Origin of the sequence: Runella sp. (assembly GCF_965279615.1) — a bacterium.
Classification (GTDB): domain Bacteria; phylum Bacteroidota; class Bacteroidia; order Cytophagales; family Spirosomataceae; genus Runella.
Genome location: NZ_OZ257252.1, coordinates 6,511,824 through 6,531,012 on the forward strand (window position 1 = coordinate 6,511,824; position 19,189 = coordinate 6,531,012).

The window sequence follows — 19,189 nt, forward strand, 5'->3', positions numbered from 1 at the left end:
TGAACTTTACTAGTACATTTTTTTAGACTAATGGAAAATACGCTCAAAAACGCCCGTAAGAACAAAGATTTTAACCCCCATAACTGCCCCGTTACGCACTGCCTGAACAAAATTGGCGGTAAATGGAAGCCTTTGATCATATATGCGATCAGTAAAAACTGCAACCGTTTCAGTAAACTTCAGAAGGCGCTGCCGGTTATCAGTAAGCAAATGTTGGTCAATCAATTGAGGGAATTGGAAGAGGACGGAATTCTGGAACGAATTATTTACGCCGAAATCCCGCCACGCGTAGAATACAAACTTACCGACTACGGCCAAACGCTGATGCCGATATTGTACATCATGCAGGAATGGGGACTGAAAGATCTAAGCGCGAAAGCGGCGGCTTGAGAGGAGTTATTGCCCGCTGTTGTTTTCCATGATGAAGGTACGCTTAAAAAGTGAAGGGTAATTTACGACCAATCCTGATTCATCTACGGTAAGCGTTGCTTCAAAGTCCTTTGGAATGTTCGCGTAGTTGTATTCAGTTCGAGAAAGCCTTGTGTACTTCTGATGAACCGGTTTTAGTTGCTCTCCCAATACATCCACGTACAAAACCTGAATCGTTCGTTCTTCTTTTTGGGCTAATTTTAACCTGTTAATAGGTAAAGTATTGGTAAAAGGAGTCAATGAAATATCAATGTCAAGGCAGCCATTGTATTCTTCAACAAGTTGTCCATTTACGGTCCAATTGCCTTTTCCATCACTTTGAAAACGCCGAATTTTAGTGTCGGCATTGAGTTGGGCTGTTATCTTAACAAAAAAGGCTTCCCAATCTTGATTTGTCTTAATTTGATAATCAACTTTATAAATGATGTTTTTGTAGAGGCCGACAATAGTGGAGTTTACAAGTACTTGCCTGGCTTTGATCGTCAGGACACAATTCTCTATAGAATGATATTCTATGCCGGTCCAAAGGATATTCTTTTGCAATGTTAAACTCATTCTGTATCCGTAATTGGATATTCCATTCGGTACATATCGAAGCCTTCATCCCAAAAATCTTCTACGATCTCCTGTACTTCAAGACCGAATTTTTGGTAGAAAGGATAAACAAGTTGCGACGTTCTGACCGAGATCATTTTAATGCCTTCCATTTCTTTGATTCGCTCAATTCGGAATTTGGTCAATTCGCTGCCCAAGCCTTTTCCTTGGTATTCAGGATGAACAATATCCCAAGAGAGCTTGGCTGTTTCACCATCATCCGATATATTGATACCGCCGCATCCCTGCACAACGCCATCTATCTCAATCACATAATAATTTTCGACATGATTGTCTAAATAATAAACGAGATCTTCTTCCTCATTGGGGGAGAAATATTCGGGCGTATTGAGGCGCAATAGTTCCGGTATTCGTGTTCTGTCGGCGTCTATGTATTTTCTTATCAGCATTTTAACTGTTTTTGGAATGGAATCCTTGTTTTATATTGTTTTTTCAATCAAGGCGTGTGTCTCACTATCAATGATCAGTATGCCTTCGTCAGTATCATTTAATTGTCCCGCCAATGTTCCGTCAGCATTCCAAATAGAGGTTTTTCCGCCGCAGACATCACCATCGCACACTCCAACGCTGTTGGCCATTAGCACCGTCATGGCGTATTTTTGAGCAATATCAGTTAAGGTTTTAATGGCTTTTTCTACACCCGGAACCGTCTTAACCACACTTGCAATGTAAATTTCCGCGCCGGCTTTATGCGCATTTTCCGAATGTTCGGGCACGGATAGTTCATAACAAATGGCGAATGAAATGTTGGACTCGGACCCAATCAAACCAATTGTACTTTTGCCGCTGATAAAATAGGGTTCTTCATCCGCGTGCAGGTATTTTTTGGAATAGATTTCCCTTGCTTTTCCGGGCTGAAAAATGAGCATACTGATACTTAAACCCGAATCAGTTTTTAACGGCATTCCAATTCCAATTGTGATATGCTTTGCATCGCTGATCTTTTGGAAATCATCAAACCGAACGTCATCCGGAATCGTAGCTAACTTATCGGCAAGCGTTGGCTCATAACCTGTAATGGATAGTTCAGGAAAAATAATGATTTCCGCTCCATTGGCAACCGCCAACTGAATTAACTTTTTGTGATTTTCTATATTGCTTTGAATATCGCCTTTAACAGGTCTTGTTTGAGCTACGCAAAGTTTCATTTCTTTTGATTGAAAATAGTTTGGTGTGGGGATTTTCCACTTAACGTTACTGAAGTTGGGCGTTTCGTACAAATATACTAAAGAGTCTGCCGGAAGCGCAACGTACGATGCATTTCCGGCAGACTCTTTCGGTTGGTTTTATTTTTTGGCAGGAGCGGCCGGGCGAGGCTGAATTTCGCGTACTTCGATCATTCCGCCTTGCGCCAATACCGGGCATTCTTTGGCTAATTCCAAGGCAGCTTCGTAGTTTGCGGCCTTTAAGATCATGTTACTTACCAACTTGAAATTGTTGGATATAACGCCTTCTTTGGTAATTGTTTTTGTTGAACCTGTCACCAGATAACCATCGTTGGGATAAACAAAACTTGTGATATAGGTGCCGTTTGCTTTCCATTTTTCGAGAAGTGCATTCCATTGGACTCTCACTTCTACGGCCTGATCTGACCCATAATTTTGCGGTACGCGAACCAACAAAATAAATTCTTTCATTTCCTGATTTTCCATTTTAACTTCCTGTTTTGTTTTGGTGAATGATTGATTAACAGGTGCTTGCGAACGCGTAGATATACACATAAGCGATACCGCGAGCGTAAGACTGATGTTGATGATTGCTTTCATTTTTCTTCATTTTTGTTGTGACAAAATTGAGAAATGCCTGAGCTCAATCATTGTAAAAAATCATTGATTTACCAGAAAACAGAAGATTTGAAAAAGTCGGTGGGGGTTTGGCCCGTAAATAACTTAAAGTCTTTATTGAAGTGAGGTTGGTCAAAATAGCCGGCATCAAAGGCGATTTCAGTGAGACTCTGAGTCGGTTGTTTTTGATGAATGACAGATTTCATACGGATAATAGAGGAAAATTGCTTGGGCGAGGTGCCGACAATTTTTCGGAATCGTTTCTCAAACGCATCCTGACTTATGTAAAGCGTGCCCGCCAACTCTCTCATTTTGATACTGCCTTTGGCGGCATTTATCCGATAAATTGCGTTCAGGATCAGTTTGTCAGGCGTTGAATTGCCTATTTTGGACATTAAAAACTGCTCAACAATGGCAATTCGTTGGTTATTATTTTGTGTTTCGGCGAGTTGTTCTTCAATGATCGATAATTTGTGCTGCGGAATGAAATTATCAAGCGAAATACTTTCTTCAAACAGTTCGTGGAGCGGCTCTTTAAAAAAGGCGTTTGCTCCTGTTTCGGTAAAGGAAACGATGAGTGTGGCTGTATTTTTTGAATAATTGATGAGCCGTACCGATTTTCGTAAACCTGAAATGGCGGTAGAAGGCAGAACGGTGGAATTGCTCTCTGTCAGATAGTTTACCTGTCCCTTAATCCTGAAAGCAACGGCGAGTGAAGTGCCCGGCAGCACCCTGTTCACCAATTCTTCCTGACTTTCGATGATCAGGTAAGACTTCACGAACGGCCTTAGCAATGCTGTCGGTAAGTAAGCCTCCATTTTCATTTTGTCGATACGTTTTTGCCGGAATCTTTTAACCGTACTTACAATTGGTGGACGGGAATAAGTTCCCGCTTTCGGTATCAATTATGGTTAGGCTATGCTTTTTTTTGTTGCAGCATTTTTTTTATTTTCTTCTTTTCATAACTCGGCAAAAGCTTCCGGGAAACGATGGTTCTGCCCCTGAAGGCTTGATATTCAGTGATGAAATCGTCGATGCTGTTGTAAGGGCCGGCGAGATGACCGGGACGTTTGCTGTCGGCAAATAAATAATAACCTGATGTATCCTGATAAGCGGCCAACCAATGTTTCCTGATAATACTGCTGTCGATAATGATCGGTTCAAATTCGATCATTAGGTATTGAACATCTTTTGAAGTATCAATTCGGTTGAGTGTTTCAACGGCAAACCGGCTTAAATCAATACACACACCTTTTTTGAGTTGGTAAAGTTCCGCCGGCGTGTATATATGGGTTTGTTCCCTTGTAGAGCTGTTTTCGGCCAGTTGTTTGGCCCTTTCGATACTATAGCTAAAGTTTGCTTTTATCCATTGATTCACCTCCGCTACGTTCTTCCATTGTTTTGTTACGGCTTCATAAGAAATCGTATTAGAGAATTCAGAAGGTTGGAGGCTTGAATTATCAGCTGCGTCTGACAATTTCTTTAATTGCCCGTTAAGGGTTTGTGCTTTTATTTCAGTGAAGAAAAGGCAAGAAAAAAAGAAAAAGATAAACTTTAGTGGTTGCTTCATTGTACGTAAAGGTTTGTAAAATTGGGGCTGCATGAATTTAGTACATCCGCCCCAATTTTACAATGATTCCCTTTCTTAAAATCTAGAAGTGATTTATTTTAACACTTCGGCCAATTCAATGACATTGCCCCAAGGGTCAGCAAAAAAACCGAGTCGTTTTCCAATGACCGGAAGGTCAAATGCTTCGCCCACAATGGTTACATCCCTTTTGCGCAGTTCGGCAAGCGTTTCGTCTACACTTTTTACATCCATGCAAATGTGGTGATAACCTGCCGGTTGCAAACTTTCGCCCAAGTCTGAATAGTCGGCTTTGGGAGCAGGGTTTCCGCCGGCTAAAAGCTCTATCCAAAAATTGTCGTCGTTGGCGGGGGCTAAATAAGCGAGCTGCATATCGCCGAAAGGCCATTCGTGCAGAACCCTGAAATCAAGTTTTTCCATAAACCATTTTTTACTTGCTTCATAATCGGGAACGCGTAAGGCAACGTGGGCGCCGCGCATACTGCTGAATTCACTTTGTGTATTCTTTGCAGGGATTTGAATTTTTATGTTTTCCATTTTTGCTTTGTATTTAATTGATGATACAAAGGTGGATACAATTCAAAAATCGTTTTGTATGGAAAGTAAAGGAGGTTTTATGAATTTCAAAGATGGGCGCTTTTTCTGAATTCGGCGGGCGTAATTCCGGTATTTTTTTTGAAGAACAAATTGAAATTGGACTGTTCCGTAAACCCAATACTGTACCCGATGTCCTGTAAACTCCAATCAGTTTGGAGCAATAACACCTTTGTTTCTTCCAGTAATCGATTACGAATATGGGTGCTTACGTTTTGGCCGGTATGCTTTTTCAGCAACGCATTCAAATGGTTGGGATGAACCGATAAATTGGTTGCAAATTCTTTAGCGGTTTTGATACGGATCGGAGTGGTATAATTAATGCCGGTGATTTCCTGCTCCAGCAATTGGAAAAACGCGTGAACATACCTGAATTCGTCAGAAACATGGTCAGGTTTTGGAAAATTGCCCACTTTGATACTTTCTATCAACAGCAATTGTAAGTAGGCCTGCATCGCATCTTCTTTATAGGCGGAAGCAGAAACTTCTTCTTCCTGCATTCGGGAAAAAAGGTTTTCCGACGTTGCAGCTTCATTTTTCTTTAAACGAATGACACTTTTGTTTTTATCGCTGAACAGGCTGTATTTGTCAATGGTCGCTTTTAATTGGGGATGTTCATTGATGAATGTCTTTTTGAACAGGCAATAAAATCCACCGCTTTCGTTAGACATATTTTTCCAGGAAATAATGTCGTTGGGGTGAATGAATAAAATAGTGGGTTCTTCAATGTAGTAGGTATTCAGTCCCATGGTAAATACCCCGACACCTTCAGTAATAAGGAGAATTTTGTAAAATTCCCGCCGGTTGGGCGACAGATAATTTCGGCATTCATGCTGCTTCCTGTTGAATACGCGAATATTCCAGTCTTCATAATACTCACGATAGACGGGAATAAGGTCGGGAATATCCCGAAGAGTGTCAATTGTTTTGCTGTCTAACGTTGTTTGCAGCATAGGTCGCTTCCTTGGGTTAAATGCTAAACATGTTGGTCAAATAGAACAATATTGCCATCTGGGTCGGTGATCATAAAACTCGCAGGGCCGGAAGTATTTTCGTTAGCTTCGGTTATTAAATTGGCACCTTTTTGTTTTAACTCCCGCTGAATTTCCCGAACATCATCAAATGCTTCAACTTTCCCGGCGTTTTCATCCCAGCCGGGATTGAAGGTTAAAATGTTGTTTTGAAACATTCCCTGAAACAATCCAATGAGTGCATTCCCATTTTTCATGATGAGGTAATTTCTCGCAATGTCTCCGGCAAAGACGCTAAAGCCCAGGTTTTCATAAAATTCTTTTGAAGCTTTAATGTCCTTGACACTAAGGCTTATCGAAAAGGCACCTACTTTCATAGCTCGTTTTTTGTTTTATAGTGCTTTTTTAAATTACTTTAAATTATTTGCGTCTTGTCTGACCCCGTACGGGGTCAAACGTTTGTAGAAAAAGCTTTACTCCTACAAATATGTGACCCCGTACGGGGTCAGACAAAATAATTCAGAGCAATTTCGCCATTGGAAGATTGCTTTAATTAGTGATAACGGTTTTACTCGTCAGCTATCCTTGTTTCAATTAAACGATTGCCTGAATTCCAGAGGAGAAAAATTGGTCTTTGTCTTAAATAACTTGCTGAACGACTGCGGATGTTCAAACCCTAATTCGTACGCGATTTCACTCACTGATAAGTCAGTAACGGATAATTTTTCCTTAGCTTTTTCGATGAGTTTATTATGGATATGTTGTTGGGTGCTTTGACCGGTCAGCACTTTCAACAGGCTGCTTAAATAACCGGTCGATACATTTAAGGATTCGGCAATGGATTGAACCGTGGGCAATCCTTTATCTATCAAAGCATTGCTGTTGAAATAGTCCGTCAGAATAGCCTCCAGACGATCAAGAATCTTATGGTTGCTTATTTTCCGGGTGATGAATTGACGTTGATAAAACCGTTCTGAATATTTAAGCAACAATTCAAGCTGAGCAATGATCAAATCCTGACTGAATCTGTCAATGTTGGAATGGTATTCCTGCTGAATGTTTTCCATAATTCCCCCAAGGGTGATTTCTTCTTTTTCGGAAAGAAACAATGCTTCGTTTACCGAGTAGTCGAAGTATTCGTAGTGTCGGATGGTTTTGGCTAAAGACGTATTCCATAGAAAATCGGGATGAATGAGCAGCATCCATCCCGAATGTTTTGGTGGAAAATTTTTATCAACTTCAACACTGAAAACCTGACCCGGAGCCATAAAGAACATGATACCTTCATCAAAATCATATTCCTGTTGGCCGTATTTTATTTTGGCATTGGCGTTTCGTTTTATTGATATGGAATAAAAATCCAAAAACCAACTTGTTGTTCCCGAATCAGGTGAATGTTTTATAGCACTGTAATCTACCACACTGATTAATGGGTGTTCGGGTCTCGGCAAACCCCTGAATTGATGGAATTCGCTGATTGTCTTTATTCGTTGCGGTTGTCTGTTCACATTGCTAAGATAGTTATTCTTGGTTGTAAATCGTTGCAAACCGGTGTGCAAAATCTGCGATTTTTACCTTGCCCAATGTTGGTCTGTTGAGATAATAATCTTCAAACAATGTTCCGCTTTGTCTTGCCATATTCATCTCTATCAGGCCTTGAGCGGTTTTTGGGTTCATCCCTGCGGCAATCATTCCTTGCAATAATTGGTCATCAGGAATGGCTACCCATTTCAGGTCGGGTTTACCGATGGCTCCTCCCAAGATAGCGGCAATTTCATCGCTCGTTTTTTCATCACTTGCTATGTAACGAACTTCCCTACCGTCGAAAGGTTTTTCGATTTCTTCGGAAATAACAGCCGCAATGTCCAATGGCGACACCCAGGGCTCCTTATAAGCCGCATTGTAGTTTGTGGCAATCACACCTTGTGTTTTTATGGAACGAATAAATTCCAACATATTATAGTAAAACCCGACAGGCCGCATAAATTTAATTGCAACATCCTCCGGCAATTGCTTCAATAGATTTTCTACATTATAATGAAATTTAAGCATTCCAACGCCAACGTCGGTATGGGCACCAATGCTGCTGAGATGTACTGCACGCTTTACGCCGGATTGTTCAACAGCCTGTTTGTAATTGCTCCCAATTTTGGTTACAGCTTCAACAACATCAAGATTTGGGTTGAAGAAACTGCCCGGAGCAAGTGCTTCCATCAGATAAACCACATCGGCACCTTTGAAAGTATCTGCTAGAAAATCAATGTCATTCATTGAGCCTATTGCCGCTGTTGCGCCAAGAGCTTCAATGTCTTTTTGTCTTTCGGTTTTGCTGCTGATTACTGTTACATGGTGACCTTTTTCTATTAAATCAATGGCCAGCGGTTTGCTGATGTTCCCTAAAGAACCTGTTAGTACGATTTTCATTTTCTGTATTTTTTGTTTCTGCAAAGGTCCGCAGTCGCAAATAGACAGATGTAGCCAAATCGCCTTTTGTTGTAGTCAAAAAATGCGTTTTGTGAAAATTCGTTGTCAGGATTGAGTTCAGTAACGGTTAGGTTGCCAATTTGAATGCACCAAGGTGAAAACGTGATAGTTGTGATGTGGGTTATCTGATGCCGGTGATTTTATAAAATCAGATTTCTCTAAAAGCTTTGCAGAACGCTGATTGTCTTTATGTGTATATGCTTCAATTGTTTGAAGTTGCATTGTTTGAAAACAGTATTCAATAACTTTCTCTATCGCTTCTTTCATTATTCCCTGCCCTTGAAAATCAACCAAAAGTTCATAGCCGATTTCACACTTGTCATTTTGATCTGAAAAGCCCAAAAGGCAGATTGTACCTACAAATGTATTATTATCGGTCAACGTTATTGCCCAATAGATGGAGTCATTTTTTTTAATAGTATCATTGATCTTATTGATAAAGTTTTCTGCATCCTTGAGTGTCTTGCTTGGTTGCCGGTCAAGATACTTGTTTATTTCACTGTTGGAACGCAACGCAAATATTCCCTGTCGGTCATTCATTACTAATTGACGAAGTGTAAGTCTTTCAGTTGCCAAAGTTGGGAAAGGTGTAAAAATTCTGTTCAGCATGATGTCCTATGATGAATTTTTCAATGTTTGACCACGAACAATTTATGATTTTGTTTTTGTATTATCGTTGCTGAGAAGCATCAAAATTCAACAATTAGGTAGTTTCGCCGCACAGACGGTAAATCAATTTTAAGGCTTAGGAGTGATCGGTGCTTTTTTTAGCCGCCCCCACACAATGAAAACGGCAAAAACCGCAAAGAAAATGTTTACGCCAATTTGAGAGGCTTCCCCTCTTACGATGTGAAAAATGCCGGCAGCGATCATGAGCGCAATCGTTCCGTAGGCGGCATAAATGGTCAGTTTGGGTTGGATACGAAGCAATGACGGAAAAACCAACCCAATGCCCGCCAGAAAATCCAATACGCCTGTCAGCTTAACTAAGTTTGCATTCTCGACGGTCCACGGCCACATTTCGGCTAATTTATCGGCCGGTTGAAACAGTTTCATGGTACTTGACCAAATAAGGCTAACTGCTAAAAGTACCTGCGCTATCCAGAGGAGAATGTTCATTGTTTTTGACGTTTTTTGTGCGCTTGCCATAGTGTCTTTTCTTTTTATGGGGCCAAAATTACTTACATTTGCTATCCAAACGATAGCACTTCCTGTTCGGAAAGCACTATCCAAACAGGAAGTAATGTAAAAATTGAAAAGACATGTTGGCGAAAGGCGGTTGCCCAAAAACAATGCTTTCCATAAAAGATGCCCTTGAAGCTGTTGAGGGAAGATGGAAGTTACTTATTTTATTTTCGTTGTCAGAAAGTCCAAAACGATTCAAGCAAATAGCAAGAGAAGTCAGTGGAATAACGGATAAAACGCTGTCCAAGGAATTAAAAAATCTGGAAGCGAACAAGCTTGTTGTTCGGGAAGTGTACGATACGTTTCCGCCAACCGTTCAGTATTCCATCACTCCGCATGGTTTGTCACTTGAAAAAGTGATAGACGAACTTCATTTTTGGGGATTGGCTCATCGCCGGGAGGTTATTGGGAAATAGTTGTCTGTTTTCATCTTATTATGCCAAAGACCAAGGGCTTCAAAACAGCTTCGGAGAAGCCCTACCTTTGTAGTAATTGATTGCCAACCAATAATCAGTTACAAGGCTTCGGAGAAGCCTAACATTAATTTATGGTTATGGTTAGGCTTCTCCGAAGCCTTTAAAAAAACTCAATCATTTATACAAATCTACAAAGGTTAAGCCTCTCCGAGGTTCTTGACTTGACGACTATGATCAAGGGCAGGATTATTTTTATTTCGCGTCGACTGAAAATCTAAACAAAATATACAGGTTGAGATTCTCCCATATCATGTTCTTGAATCAATAATTGAAATGAGTCATGTTTATTGATTTTTTGGAAGGCGTCTGTCTTGACAAATAATTCTAAGGCGTTATGAACAATAGAATAAGTTATATTTTTATAATATTTTACAATCGCTTCCCATTCAGGCGTGTAAGCAATAGGCAATCCATTCTCAAGCAAAGTTTCTTCCCAAATATCAATCCCAAGATTTGATAAGGGACTAAATGTTTTAATTGTAAATCCGGGACAAGCATAGAATCCTGATGCGAAATCGTATGAAAGGCCAATATCATATGGTTCTAATTGTAATTTTCTGAAATCACCAATATTAATCCCGTAAGCAACAGCATCAAGATTTTCAGAATAGATATAATCATATTCAAAGAAAATGCAATATAATTTTTCTTCCGGATTTATATTTTTTGTTTCGTTTATCCACCATTCATTACAATTTGTAAGGATTTCACTAAAAATTCTGTCTGCTTCAGTATGTCTATTGATTAGTTTTGCATTCTTGTAAATTTCCGCAATCCACTCAATAGAAATATTTTCAAGTATTTTTTCCTCTGAGGTGATAATATTTGATTCAAAGTATTCCTTTAGTCTTCCGTTCATAATTAATATGTTTTATAATTGTTGAATTTGAATTGATAGAGGAAGGTTGGTTTTAGAACGACGAACTGAATTGTCTTACCTCATAATACAAAATGCACATCTTACATTGTGAATCCACGGATGGAAAAACAATACAAAATGCGCATTTATAGATTCTTCTATACTGTATCAATTCACCGAAAACTTCACGCCGCCCATTGTTTCGATCAGTTTAAAAAACTCGTTGGTAGGTGCTACGCGGTGTTTGCGCGATTGAAGCTTGACCTCTGTGCGGGTAACATCATCGAACACAGAAACCGTCAACGCGCAACTGCCTGGGTAAGCCTGCACGGCTGCGTTGAGTTTGGAAACCAGCACTTCATCGAGCAATTCCAGATCCAATTTCAGACGAATCTCTTTGGTCAGTTTTTCGCGCACTTCGCTCAACAATTGCATCGAAGTGATTTTGAATTCAAATTGGTCTTCCGATTTCCAACGGTTTTGAATTTTGCCTTTGATAAAAAGGAAGTGACCCGTTTGGATGTAAGCCGAAAACTTAACGAAATCTTCACCAAAGAGCGCCATTTCCATTGAACCGGCGTAGTCTTCCATTTTAAAGATACAGAACGGATTACCGTTTTTAGTGGTACGAATCTGAAAACTGCTCACAATTCCGCCTACTGTAACGTCTTTGCCAAACAATAACGGTTTTCCTCCAAGTTCTACGTTGACTGGGCCTGCTTCTACCTCCTCCTCATCAGAGGCTTCAATAAGTTCGGAGGTTGCCATAACGCGGTCAAGAGTACATGTGCAAAAATTGTCTAATTCAAGACGGAACATATCCAACGGGTGGCCTGAGATGTAGAAACCCACCACATCTTTCTCATTACGAAGGCGTTCGATGTCGCCCCAACGCTCCACGATTGGCGCTTTAGGTTTGGCAATTGCGGCACCGCCACCGCCAAAACCGGCAAAGAGCGATGCCTGCGCATTGGACTTATCGGCCTGAACGGCGTTGGCATATCTGGTTAATTTTTCAATGAGGTTTTGTTGTTCACCGTCAATCGTTGCAAAGTATTGCGCTCGGTGATATTCCTCAAACAAGTCAAACGCTCCTGCGTAGGCCAATGATTCGATGGTTTTTTTATTGACCGTCCGCAGGTTAACGCGGGTCATAAAATCATAAATATCTTTATAGGGGCCGTTTTTATCGCGCTCTTCGATGATACTTTCCACGGCGGCGTCGCCCGTTCCTTTGATGCCTCCCAGTCCGAAACGAATCTCGCCGCGCTTGTTCACACCAAAGCGCCGCTCCGATTCGTTGACATCCGGGCCCAGTACGGGTAGGCCGATGGCTTTACATTCTTCCAAAAAGAAAGTCAGTTTTTCGATGTTACCCAACGAACTCGTCATCACTGCCGCCATGTATTCCGACGGATAATGAGCTTTGAGATAAGCGGTTTGGTAGGCAACAAAAGCGTAGCAGGTCGAGTGCGATTTGTTGAAAGCATACGACGCAAAAGCTTCCCAGTCAGTCCAGATTTTTTCCAGTTTTTTGGCATCCAACCCGTTCTTTGTTCCACCTTCGATGAACTTGCCTTTCATCTTGTTCAATACCTCGATCTGCTTTTTTCCCATGGCTTTCCGCAGCACGTCGGCGTCGCCCTTGGTGAAGTTGCCTAACTTCTGAGAAAGCAACATTAACTGCTCTTGGTACGTACAAATTCCGTAAGTATCAGCGAGATACTCTTCCATTTCGGGCAGATCGTACTCTACTTTTTCACGGCCGTGTTTACGGTTAATGTAATTGGGAATGTACGCAATTGGGCCGGGACGATACAGGGCGTTCATGGCGATCAAGTCCCCGAAACGGTCGGGTTTAAGTTCGCGCATGTATTTTTTCATCCCGTCGGATTCAAACTGGAAAACGGCGTTGGTATCGCCCCGTTGAAACAATTCAAATACTTTAGGGTCGTCGAGCGGAATATAATCAATGTCTATTTTGACGCCGTGATTGGCCTCGATCATCCGCAGAGCTTCTTTGATGATGGTGAGGTTTCGCAGCCCCAAAAAGTCCATTTTGATAACACCGGCGTCTTCAATGATCTTTCCTTCGTATTGTGTGATCAGTAACTCTGATTCTTTAGACGTACTGACGGGAATCAGATTGGTGAGGTCTTCAGGAGCAATGATGATTCCTGCTGCGTGGATGCCTACGTTGCGAACCGTTCCTTCCAGTTTCTGTGCTTCTTTCAAAACCCGAGCCGTAAGGTCGGTGCCTTTGAGCATTTCGCGCAGCTTTTTCAGGTTTTCCACTTCATCCGGCGAGATCATTTCAGCCATTTTCTCGATGGGAACTTTGAAAACTTTGTCCAAGTTCATGTTATACGTTGGCTTATCAGGAACCAACTTCACCACGGCATTGGCTTCTGACAACGGCAGATCCATCACCCGAGCCACGTCTTTAATGGATGATTTGGCGGCCATGGTACCGTACGTAATGATCTGCGCCACTTGATTTTTGCCATATTTCTGCACCACATAATCGATTACTTTCTGACGGCCTTCGTCATCAAAATCCGTATCAATATCGGGCATGGAGATACGGTCCGGATTCAAGAATCGCTCAAACAGTAAATCGTACTTGATAGGGTCAATATTGGTAATTCCAATCGCATACGCCACGGCACTTCCCGCCGCCGACCCCCGCCCGGGGCCAATGAGTACGCCCATTTCACGGCCTGCCTGAATGAAATCGGCCACGATAAGGAAGTAGCCGGGAAAACCCATGTTTTTAATGGTATTCAGCTCAAAATTGAGGCGTTCTTCCACTTCCTGAGTGATTTCAACGTATTTTTTTCGCGCTCCTTCAAACGTCCAGTGTTTGAGGAATTCCCACTGATTGAGTACGTCGGCGGTAAGTTCTTTCATCTTACCGTTGAAGTCGATCATTTGCGAAATACTGTGCTTTTTGAACTCTTCCGGAATCGGGAAGTTGGGAAGCAGAATGTCGCGGTTAAGCTTCAGAAGCTCCACTTTATCGACGATTTCCTGCGTATTGTCCAGCGATTCGGGAAGGTCGCTGAACGTTTTGAGCATTTCGGATTTGGTTTTGAAATAAAATTCATCGTTGAAAAACGCAAAACGGGTGCCTTTGGGCATAGGATTGGCGTCGTCAAAATCCTTATTGGTAGGTGTCGCCTGTTTGTCGCCGGTGTTTACACAGAGTAAAATATCGTGCGCGTTAGCATCATCCTGTTCCACATAATGGCTATCGTTGGAGCATATTACCTTGACATTGAACTCTTTGGCGTATTTGAGCAGTGATTCGTTGGCAACAATTTGGTCACGGATTCCGTGACGCTGGATTTCGACGTAGTAGTCATCGCCAAACAGATCCAGCCACCATTTAAACTCCTGCCGTCCGGCATCTTCGCCTTTTTTGATGATGGCCTGCGGTACACTTGCCCCAATGCAGCAAGTGGTAGCGATCAGCCCTTTGTGGTACTTTACCAACAGTTCTTTGTCAATACGCGGATACTTGCCATACATCCCTTCTATGAAACCCAATGAACAAAGCTTGGCTAAATTGCGGTAGCCTTCGGCATTTTTGGCAAGCAACAGTTGGTGACGGCGTACATCTTTTTGTTCTTTGGTAAACTGTTTTTTGTGGCGGTCTTCTACCAGATAAAACTCGCAACCTACGATGGGTTTAATGCCTTGTTTATGACCTTCGGCCACGAATTCAAACACGCCGAACATATTGCCGTGGTCGGTAATGGCGATGGCGGGCATCTCGTCGGCTTTGGCTTTTTTGAACAGCTTTTTAATGTCAGCGGCTCCGTCGAGCAATGAGTATTGGGTATGGCAATGGAGGTGGGAAAATTGCATATTAATTTGAAATGTCGTTTTTCTGAGCTAAAGGATAGTTCGACTTTTTTAGAGTTGTTAAAAATCTCTAAATAAACTTCGTACTTTCTTGTGTAGTTCTATATCTAAGCTTATGCCGCCGCAAATCCGGTATCAGGGCGAACCACAGGCGCACGAAAACCGAGGACAATATCTTCTCTGGGAACGCCGGCTTCCAATAATGATTCGGCAATGACGAGGTCTGTACCGTCATGATGTAGCCAGATTTTACCATTGGGAGTTACTTCCAAGTGGAGCATGGCTCCATACATACGTCGCTCATTTCGCCAATCATTTTGATACAATAAGAATTGACCGTGGCTTTCATCCACTATCAATTGTACTTTAATGGGATTGGAAGCGGTTTCAAACGATTTAATAATATCATTCATTAAATCTAAAATAACTGATTTGTAATATGTTAGCTTATCCATTTTTCAATCTTTTCTTCTTGAACGTGATAAACAATGATTTTAAGGCCGAATCTTTCAATTACTTTTTGAGTAAGTGGCTCTTCAAAAAGCGTATCATATATATCAAGCGGTACTGCTAAAAACAAAATACGTTCAGGTTGGGTTTCTTCGATAGCCAATTGGTAATAATTAAACTGGCCTAACGCTTTGTAAAATTCATGTATTTCAGACAGGCCAATGAAGCTTTTAATCTCGACCGCTATTTTCAGGTTAGCTTTTTCTGCTCCAATTAATCTCTCAGCCCCCAAATCAACCTGTACAGTTCTTTTGAAAGTGGGAATATACAACGGGTCATCTGTCACAGTCCAACCTTCGGCAATCAAGGCATTCTTTACAAGTTTATGGTATCTGTCTCTGGCCATTTAATCAGTTTTACAATAGAAATCAAAGTTAGGCATTTTTGACGTTTATTCTGATGATCCTTTTCGGCACTTTTTTCTCACGGATTCGCCATCATCCATGCTGTTTGGAATACTAAAGTAGCCCTCTTTTGAAGTAATGGATAGTTAATTTTGTCGGCTGAATCCGAAGGTTGGTGATAATCAGGATGTTCGCCATCCATAAAAAAGGCGATAGGAATACCCTGTTTGGCAAAATTGTAATGGTCTGAACGATAGTAAAATGAGCTGGGATCGTTTTCGGAATCATAACTGTGATCTACATTGATATTGACCGATTTTTGATTGGCCGTTTTGATAGTTTGGCGAAGTTCATTGTCTTGCTTACCGGTAATCAAATAGCAGTAATCAGGCTTTTTTCGGTGTTTAAAATCGGTTCTTCCTACCATATCTACATTTAGATCACAGATGATTTGATTCATGGGAATTGGACTGTTTGCTACAAAGTATTTAGAGCCAATGAGTCCGCCTTCTTCGCCCGAAAACAATAAAAATAAAACACTTCTACGAGGTCTGATGCCCTGTTGCGCCAAACTGTCAAAGGCGGCGGCAATTGCTAAGACAGAAGCAGAGCCGGAGGCATTGTCGTCCGCTCCATTATAAATTAGGCTGCCAATCTTTCCCAAATGGTCATAATGGGCAGAAACAATAACGGTTTCATTAGGCAAGTCTTTCCCAACAATTAACCCTCCCACGTTATGGGCAAACAATATCCGGCTATCGCTGTAGTTAGGTGAGGGAGGGTCAGATAGTTCGCTGCGCTTGGCTGTGACAGCCATTCTGCCAAAAAAAGCTACTAAACTTGGTGTAAAGTAATATTTCTGCAAAAATGACCAATTTAAGCTATCAAGCTGAAAAATAGGCAACAAATGGCTGTTCTTGAAATCCTTAACACAGTAATCGGCCGCCTTGAACTGTCCCACTGTGCCACTTCCACGTCCCTGTAAACTGTCGGAAGCTAAGGTATAAACGTGTTTTTTTAGCAAATCCTTTGAAACCCAAACAGGCGAAACATCGGTTTGAGCAAAGCTTTGAAAGGAAAAGATTGTCCAAAAAATAGCCGTCAAAGACCAATGGTGGCCGTTTTTCATGTTCATGAATGCGGATTTATTAATATAATAGAAAGCTCCCAAAACGCTGAAAATAAATTTACTTATCAAGCGGTAGCGTAATAATAAACTCGGTCCCTTCTCCTTCGGTACTTACGGCGTCGAGCATTCCCTGATGGGCTTTTGTGATAATATCGTACGATAACGAAAGCCCAAGCCCTGTGCCTTCTCCTGTTGGTTTAGTGGTAAAAAACGGTTGAAATACCTTTTGAATAATGGCTTTCGGAATACCCATGCCATTGTCGCGGATACGTATTTCAGCGGTGTTATTGTCCCGCAGGAATGTACTCACCCAAAGCGTTGGCTCATAGGAAGTGCCGGCAAGCTGCTGCTTTTGTTGGAGGGCATAAAAGGCATTATTGAACAGATTCAGCAACACCCGACCTATATCCTGAGCGGCAAGGGTGATCGTTGGAATGTCAGTACTGAAATCGGTGATCAGTTGGCAGTTAAAAGTTGCTTGTGCGGCGCGTTGGCCGTGGTAGGCGAGCCGCAGGTATTCGTCGACTAAGGCATTAAGATTGGTTGGCTCCTTTTGGCCGGACGAAGTGCGTGAGTGTGCCAGCATACTGCGCACAATTGAACTTGCCCGTTGCCCATGATGGGTGATCTTTTGCATATTTTGCTGCAAGTCGGCCAGCAATTCATTTTCCAATTCTTTGTTTTGTTCTTTAAGTGATTTGGCCCGTTCTTCCTGCAATTCATTCAACAACTCACCGGATACTTCGGAGAAATTATTGACGAAATTCAGAGGATTTTGGATCTCATGCGCAATGCCGGCTGTCAGCTCTCCCAACGAAGCCATCTTTTCCTTTTGAATGAGTTGAGTTTGGGTGGTTTTCAGGGTTTCAAGCGATTGGTTCAACTCGGCGGTTCGCTCCTTGACCTGACGTTCAAGGGTTTCGTTCTGAGTAGCCAGAATTTGTTGTTTTTCCTGCTCCTGCGCGAGTGTTTTGGCCGATAGTTTCTGTACTTCCTCCAGATTCAGGCGCATAGAGCGGTAGGCATGGGTATAATCCTGTACCAACGAGAGCGATAACCCAATGGGAATGCTCAAAATCACCGCAAAAACGAAGATAACAAGAAAAAAAACAAAGATAAATGCGTTGCCATCCAAATCAATAATAATATCTGTAATTGCGGTTGCGATGACCAAACAAATCATCAACACAAAGGCAAAAAATGAAAATCGCAGCGAATTCCAAGGCAATTTGTCATCGGGACTGCCGTATCGTTTACCCAGCCAACTAACCCTGATATAATCAAGCGTAAGCAGAATAAAGGGAACAAAAGCCAAGTTGTCGGGCACGGGCCCAATAAAACATTGATGGGTAAAACCGGTAAGTAGTAAGGCAATGATGAGGTAAAAGAACCAACCATGTCTTCGTTTCAAATAGGTATAAACGGCAGTCAATAATAAGCCAAAAGCCAGATGTATACTTAAAATTTGCCCCAGATCAAGCAACGATTTTTGAGTAAGGGTTCCGGTAAATCCATCCATCATGCTCAGCACGAAAAAGAGCGTAAAGAAAAAGGTGGAAAAAGCCAAAACCAAATGTACGCGCTGGTTGGGATTGGCCCGAAAAAAAAGGAAATGAAGCAATGAGAGAATCCCGAACAAGCCGGCCAGTATGCCACCGATACCGGCATTCCAGGCAGTACTCAACAGTTGATTAAATATAGATTGATTGGATGGCTCAAGCCAAATGTTGAAAGCCTCCTGATTGGTTGATGCGTAGTAGAGAGGAGATGAACGAAATGAATAACGCAAAGCCAAAACGTGAGTATTGGTGTCGGTAATGGCAAACGGAAGTTGCATAATGGCAAGCTGCGATGTCGAATCGTCCGGATCGGTGGCGGTTATGTGAGCCAGCCGCCGTCCGTCCAAATATAGCTCAGATCGGCCGAATTGTCTGATAATCAAATTGTAATCAGTCCATAATTTACTCTTGGATAGTTTAAATTCTAACCTGAACCAGCCTCTTTTAGCTTTCCAAAGAGCCTTGTTTTTTAAGAGGGAATTGGTGGATATTTGCCAGTGACGATCGTCATAGTTTGGCTTTGCCCATTCGGCCGAATCGCCTGCCTTAAATTTCCATTGTTCGTTTTTGAAAAGGACTTGTCCCGTTTGAATAGAGATTCCCGCCTGTTGACTTTGGGAAAGATAGGGTAGTAAAAAGAATAAGAAATAGGCCAATAAAGTGAATGCCGGAAAAGACAATCTTTTCATAAAGGGGCTGTTTTGTTGAATTACCATCAGTGACTATCTCTTTCTGTAAGAAAAGTCAGGTAATTGTACGACATATTAAAAGGTAAAAAAACAGGCATCTGAATTT

Annotated in this window: 21 protein-coding genes; 2 read left to right on the forward strand and 19 right to left on the reverse strand. The window is 41.7% G+C overall.

Annotated features, from left to right (window positions below; all coding sequences use genetic code 11):
* Positions 1–30 precede the first annotated feature (30 nt).
* Positions 31–390, forward strand: a complete 360-nt coding sequence (locus ACQY73_RS27225) for a winged helix-turn-helix transcriptional regulator (protein WP_428657260.1) — start codon at positions 31–33, stop codon at positions 388–390.
* Between the two features lie 6 nt (positions 391–396).
* On the opposite strand, the gene ACQY73_RS27230 is transcribed toward ACQY73_RS27225, so the two are convergent.
* The 13 genes from ACQY73_RS27230 to ACQY73_RS27290 form a co-directional block, all read right to left on the reverse strand.
* Positions 397–984, reverse strand: coding sequence for a putative glycolipid-binding domain-containing protein (locus ACQY73_RS27230; protein WP_428657261.1), 588 nt, complete (start codon positions 982–984; stop codon positions 397–399).
* Positions 981–1,433, reverse strand: a complete 453-nt coding sequence (locus ACQY73_RS27235) for a GNAT family N-acetyltransferase (protein ID WP_428657263.1) — start codon at positions 1,431–1,433, stop codon at positions 981–983. Before ACQY73_RS27235 ends, ACQY73_RS27230 begins: the two co-directional genes overlap by 4 nt.
* Positions 1,434–1,463: 30 nt before the next feature.
* Positions 1,464–2,192, reverse strand: coding sequence for a carbon-nitrogen hydrolase family protein (locus ACQY73_RS27240; RefSeq protein WP_428657264.1), 729 nt, complete (start codon positions 2,190–2,192; stop codon positions 1,464–1,466).
* A gap of 138 nt (positions 2,193–2,330) precedes the next feature.
* Positions 2,331–2,810 carry a hypothetical protein gene (locus tag ACQY73_RS27245; protein WP_428657265.1) on the reverse strand — a complete coding sequence of 160 codons (480 nt, stop codon included), beginning with the start codon at positions 2,808–2,810 and terminating at the stop codon, positions 2,331–2,333.
* 68 nt (positions 2,811–2,878) lie between these two features.
* Positions 2,879–3,652 (reverse strand): helix-turn-helix domain-containing protein, encoded by a 774-nt coding sequence (locus tag ACQY73_RS27250; protein WP_428657266.1) that lies wholly within the window; start codon positions 3,650–3,652, stop codon positions 2,879–2,881.
* A 92-nt stretch (positions 3,653–3,744) separates the two neighbouring features.
* A complete protein-coding gene (locus tag ACQY73_RS27255) occupies positions 3,745–4,398 on the reverse strand; it encodes a transglutaminase-like domain-containing protein (RefSeq protein ID WP_428657267.1) in 654 nt (217 codons plus the stop codon).
* 93 nt (positions 4,399–4,491) lie between these two features.
* Positions 4,492–4,953, reverse strand: a complete 462-nt coding sequence (locus ACQY73_RS27260) for a VOC family protein (protein ID WP_428657268.1) — start codon at positions 4,951–4,953, stop codon at positions 4,492–4,494.
* 86 nt (positions 4,954–5,039) lie between these two features.
* The gene (locus ACQY73_RS27265; RefSeq protein WP_428657270.1) at positions 5,040–5,963 is read right to left on the reverse strand and encodes an AraC family transcriptional regulator; all 924 of its coding nucleotides are present in this window, start codon (positions 5,961–5,963) and stop codon (positions 5,040–5,042) included.
* Positions 5,964–5,986: 23 nt separating this feature from the next.
* On the reverse strand, positions 5,987–6,358 hold the full coding sequence (locus tag ACQY73_RS27270) for a VOC family protein (protein ID WP_428657272.1): 372 nt from the start codon (positions 6,356–6,358) through the stop codon (positions 5,987–5,989).
* A gap of 213 nt (positions 6,359–6,571) precedes the next feature.
* Entirely contained in the window at positions 6,572–7,489 is a 918-nt protein-coding gene (locus ACQY73_RS27275) for a helix-turn-helix domain-containing protein (RefSeq protein ID WP_428657274.1), read from the reverse strand.
* A 13-nt stretch (positions 7,490–7,502) separates the two neighbouring features.
* Positions 7,503–8,429 carry an NAD(P)H-binding protein gene (locus tag ACQY73_RS27280; protein WP_428657276.1) on the reverse strand — a complete coding sequence of 309 codons (927 nt, stop codon included), beginning with the start codon at positions 8,427–8,429 and terminating at the stop codon, positions 7,503–7,505.
* 93 nt (positions 8,430–8,522) lie between these two features.
* Complete coding sequence (locus tag ACQY73_RS27285; RefSeq protein ID WP_428657278.1) at positions 8,523–9,074, reverse strand: GNAT family N-acetyltransferase; 552 nt, start codon at positions 9,072–9,074, stop codon at positions 8,523–8,525.
* Between the two features lie 129 nt (positions 9,075–9,203).
* Entirely contained in the window at positions 9,204–9,584 is a 381-nt protein-coding gene (locus tag ACQY73_RS27290) for a DoxX family protein (protein ID WP_428657280.1), read from the reverse strand.
* A 173-nt stretch (positions 9,585–9,757) separates the two neighbouring features.
* Between ACQY73_RS27290 and ACQY73_RS27295 the strand changes: the two genes are divergently transcribed.
* Positions 9,758–10,066, forward strand: a complete 309-nt coding sequence (locus tag ACQY73_RS27295) for a winged helix-turn-helix transcriptional regulator (protein ID WP_428657282.1) — start codon at positions 9,758–9,760, stop codon at positions 10,064–10,066.
* 274 nt (positions 10,067–10,340) lie between these two features.
* On the opposite strand, the gene ACQY73_RS27300 is transcribed toward ACQY73_RS27295, so the two are convergent.
* The 6 genes from ACQY73_RS27300 to ACQY73_RS27325 all read right to left on the reverse strand — a co-directional run bounded on the left by ACQY73_RS27300 (position 10,341) and on the right by ACQY73_RS27325 (position 19,083).
* Positions 10,341–10,985: a hypothetical protein gene (locus tag ACQY73_RS27300; protein WP_428657284.1), complete on the reverse strand. Its 645-nt coding sequence runs from the start codon at positions 10,983–10,985 to the stop codon at positions 10,341–10,343.
* Between the two features lie 168 nt (positions 10,986–11,153).
* Positions 11,154–14,855, reverse strand: coding sequence for a DNA polymerase III subunit alpha (gene dnaE, locus ACQY73_RS27305; protein WP_428657286.1), 3,702 nt, complete (start codon positions 14,853–14,855; stop codon positions 11,154–11,156).
* 110 nt (positions 14,856–14,965) lie between these two features.
* Positions 14,966–15,307 (reverse strand): XisI protein, encoded by a 342-nt coding sequence (locus tag ACQY73_RS27310; RefSeq protein ID WP_428657288.1) that lies wholly within the window; start codon positions 15,305–15,307, stop codon positions 14,966–14,968.
* A complete protein-coding gene (locus ACQY73_RS27315; RefSeq protein WP_428657290.1) occupies positions 15,295–15,708 on the reverse strand; it encodes an element excision factor XisH family protein in 414 nt (137 codons plus the stop codon). The genes ACQY73_RS27310 and ACQY73_RS27315 overlap by 13 nt, the downstream gene beginning before the upstream one ends.
* A gap of 77 nt (positions 15,709–15,785) precedes the next feature.
* Positions 15,786–16,835: a M20/M25/M40 family metallo-hydrolase gene (locus tag ACQY73_RS27320; RefSeq protein ID WP_428657292.1), complete on the reverse strand. Its 1,050-nt coding sequence runs from the start codon at positions 16,833–16,835 to the stop codon at positions 15,786–15,788.
* 58 nt (positions 16,836–16,893) lie between these two features.
* Positions 16,894–19,083, reverse strand: coding sequence for an ATP-binding protein (locus ACQY73_RS27325; protein ID WP_428657294.1), 2,190 nt, complete (start codon positions 19,081–19,083; stop codon positions 16,894–16,896).
* Positions 19,084–19,189: the final 106 nt, after the last annotated feature.

What these genes read in the sequence shown, in the direction of transcription:
- ACQY73_RS27225 (WP_428657260.1), top strand. Translation starts at nt 31, where the DNA reads ATGGAAAATACGCTCAAAAACGCCCGTAAGAACAAAGATTTTAACCCC.
- ACQY73_RS27230 (WP_428657261.1), bottom strand. Translation starts at nt 984, where the DNA reads ATGAGTTTAACATTGCAAAAGAATATCCTTTGGACCGGCATAGAATAT.
- ACQY73_RS27235 (WP_428657263.1), bottom strand. Translation starts at nt 1,433, where the DNA reads ATGCTGATAAGAAAATACATAGACGCCGACAGAACACGAATACCGGAA.
- ACQY73_RS27240 (WP_428657264.1), bottom strand. Translation starts at nt 2,192, where the DNA reads ATGAAACTTTGCGTAGCTCAAACAAGACCTGTTAAAGGCGATATTCAA.
- ACQY73_RS27245 (WP_428657265.1), bottom strand. Translation starts at nt 2,810, where the DNA reads ATGAAAGCAATCATCAACATCAGTCTTACGCTCGCGGTATCGCTTATG.
- ACQY73_RS27250 (WP_428657266.1), bottom strand. Translation starts at nt 3,652, where the DNA reads ATGAAAATGGAGGCTTACTTACCGACAGCATTGCTAAGGCCGTTCGTG.
- ACQY73_RS27255 (WP_428657267.1), bottom strand. Translation starts at nt 4,398, where the DNA reads ATGAAGCAACCACTAAAGTTTATCTTTTTCTTTTTTTCTTGCCTTTTC.
- ACQY73_RS27260 (WP_428657268.1), bottom strand. Translation starts at nt 4,953, where the DNA reads ATGGAAAACATAAAAATTCAAATCCCTGCAAAGAATACACAAAGTGAA.
- ACQY73_RS27265 (WP_428657270.1), bottom strand. Translation starts at nt 5,963, where the DNA reads ATGCTGCAAACAACGTTAGACAGCAAAACAATTGACACTCTTCGGGAT.
- ACQY73_RS27270 (WP_428657272.1), bottom strand. Translation starts at nt 6,358, where the DNA reads ATGAAAGTAGGTGCCTTTTCGATAAGCCTTAGTGTCAAGGACATTAAA.
- ACQY73_RS27285 (WP_428657278.1), bottom strand. Translation starts at nt 9,074, where the DNA reads ATGCTGAACAGAATTTTTACACCTTTCCCAACTTTGGCAACTGAAAGA.
- ACQY73_RS27290 (WP_428657280.1), bottom strand. Translation starts at nt 9,584, where the DNA reads ATGAACATTCTCCTCTGGATAGCGCAGGTACTTTTAGCAGTTAGCCTT.
- ACQY73_RS27295 (WP_428657282.1), top strand. Translation starts at nt 9,758, where the DNA reads ATGCTTTCCATAAAAGATGCCCTTGAAGCTGTTGAGGGAAGATGGAAG.
- ACQY73_RS27300 (WP_428657284.1), bottom strand. Translation starts at nt 10,985, where the DNA reads ATGAACGGAAGACTAAAGGAATACTTTGAATCAAATATTATCACCTCA.
- dnaE (WP_428657286.1), bottom strand. Translation starts at nt 14,855, where the DNA reads ATGCAATTTTCCCACCTCCATTGCCATACCCAATACTCATTGCTCGAC.
- ACQY73_RS27310 (WP_428657288.1), bottom strand. Translation starts at nt 15,307, where the DNA reads ATGGATAAGCTAACATATTACAAATCAGTTATTTTAGATTTAATGAAT.
- ACQY73_RS27315 (WP_428657290.1), bottom strand. Translation starts at nt 15,708, where the DNA reads ATGGCCAGAGACAGATACCATAAACTTGTAAAGAATGCCTTGATTGCC.
- ACQY73_RS27320 (WP_428657292.1), bottom strand. Translation starts at nt 16,835, where the DNA reads ATGAAAAACGGCCACCATTGGTCTTTGACGGCTATTTTTTGGACAATC.
- ACQY73_RS27325 (WP_428657294.1), bottom strand. Translation starts at nt 19,083, where the DNA reads ATGAAAAGATTGTCTTTTCCGGCATTCACTTTATTGGCCTATTTCTTA.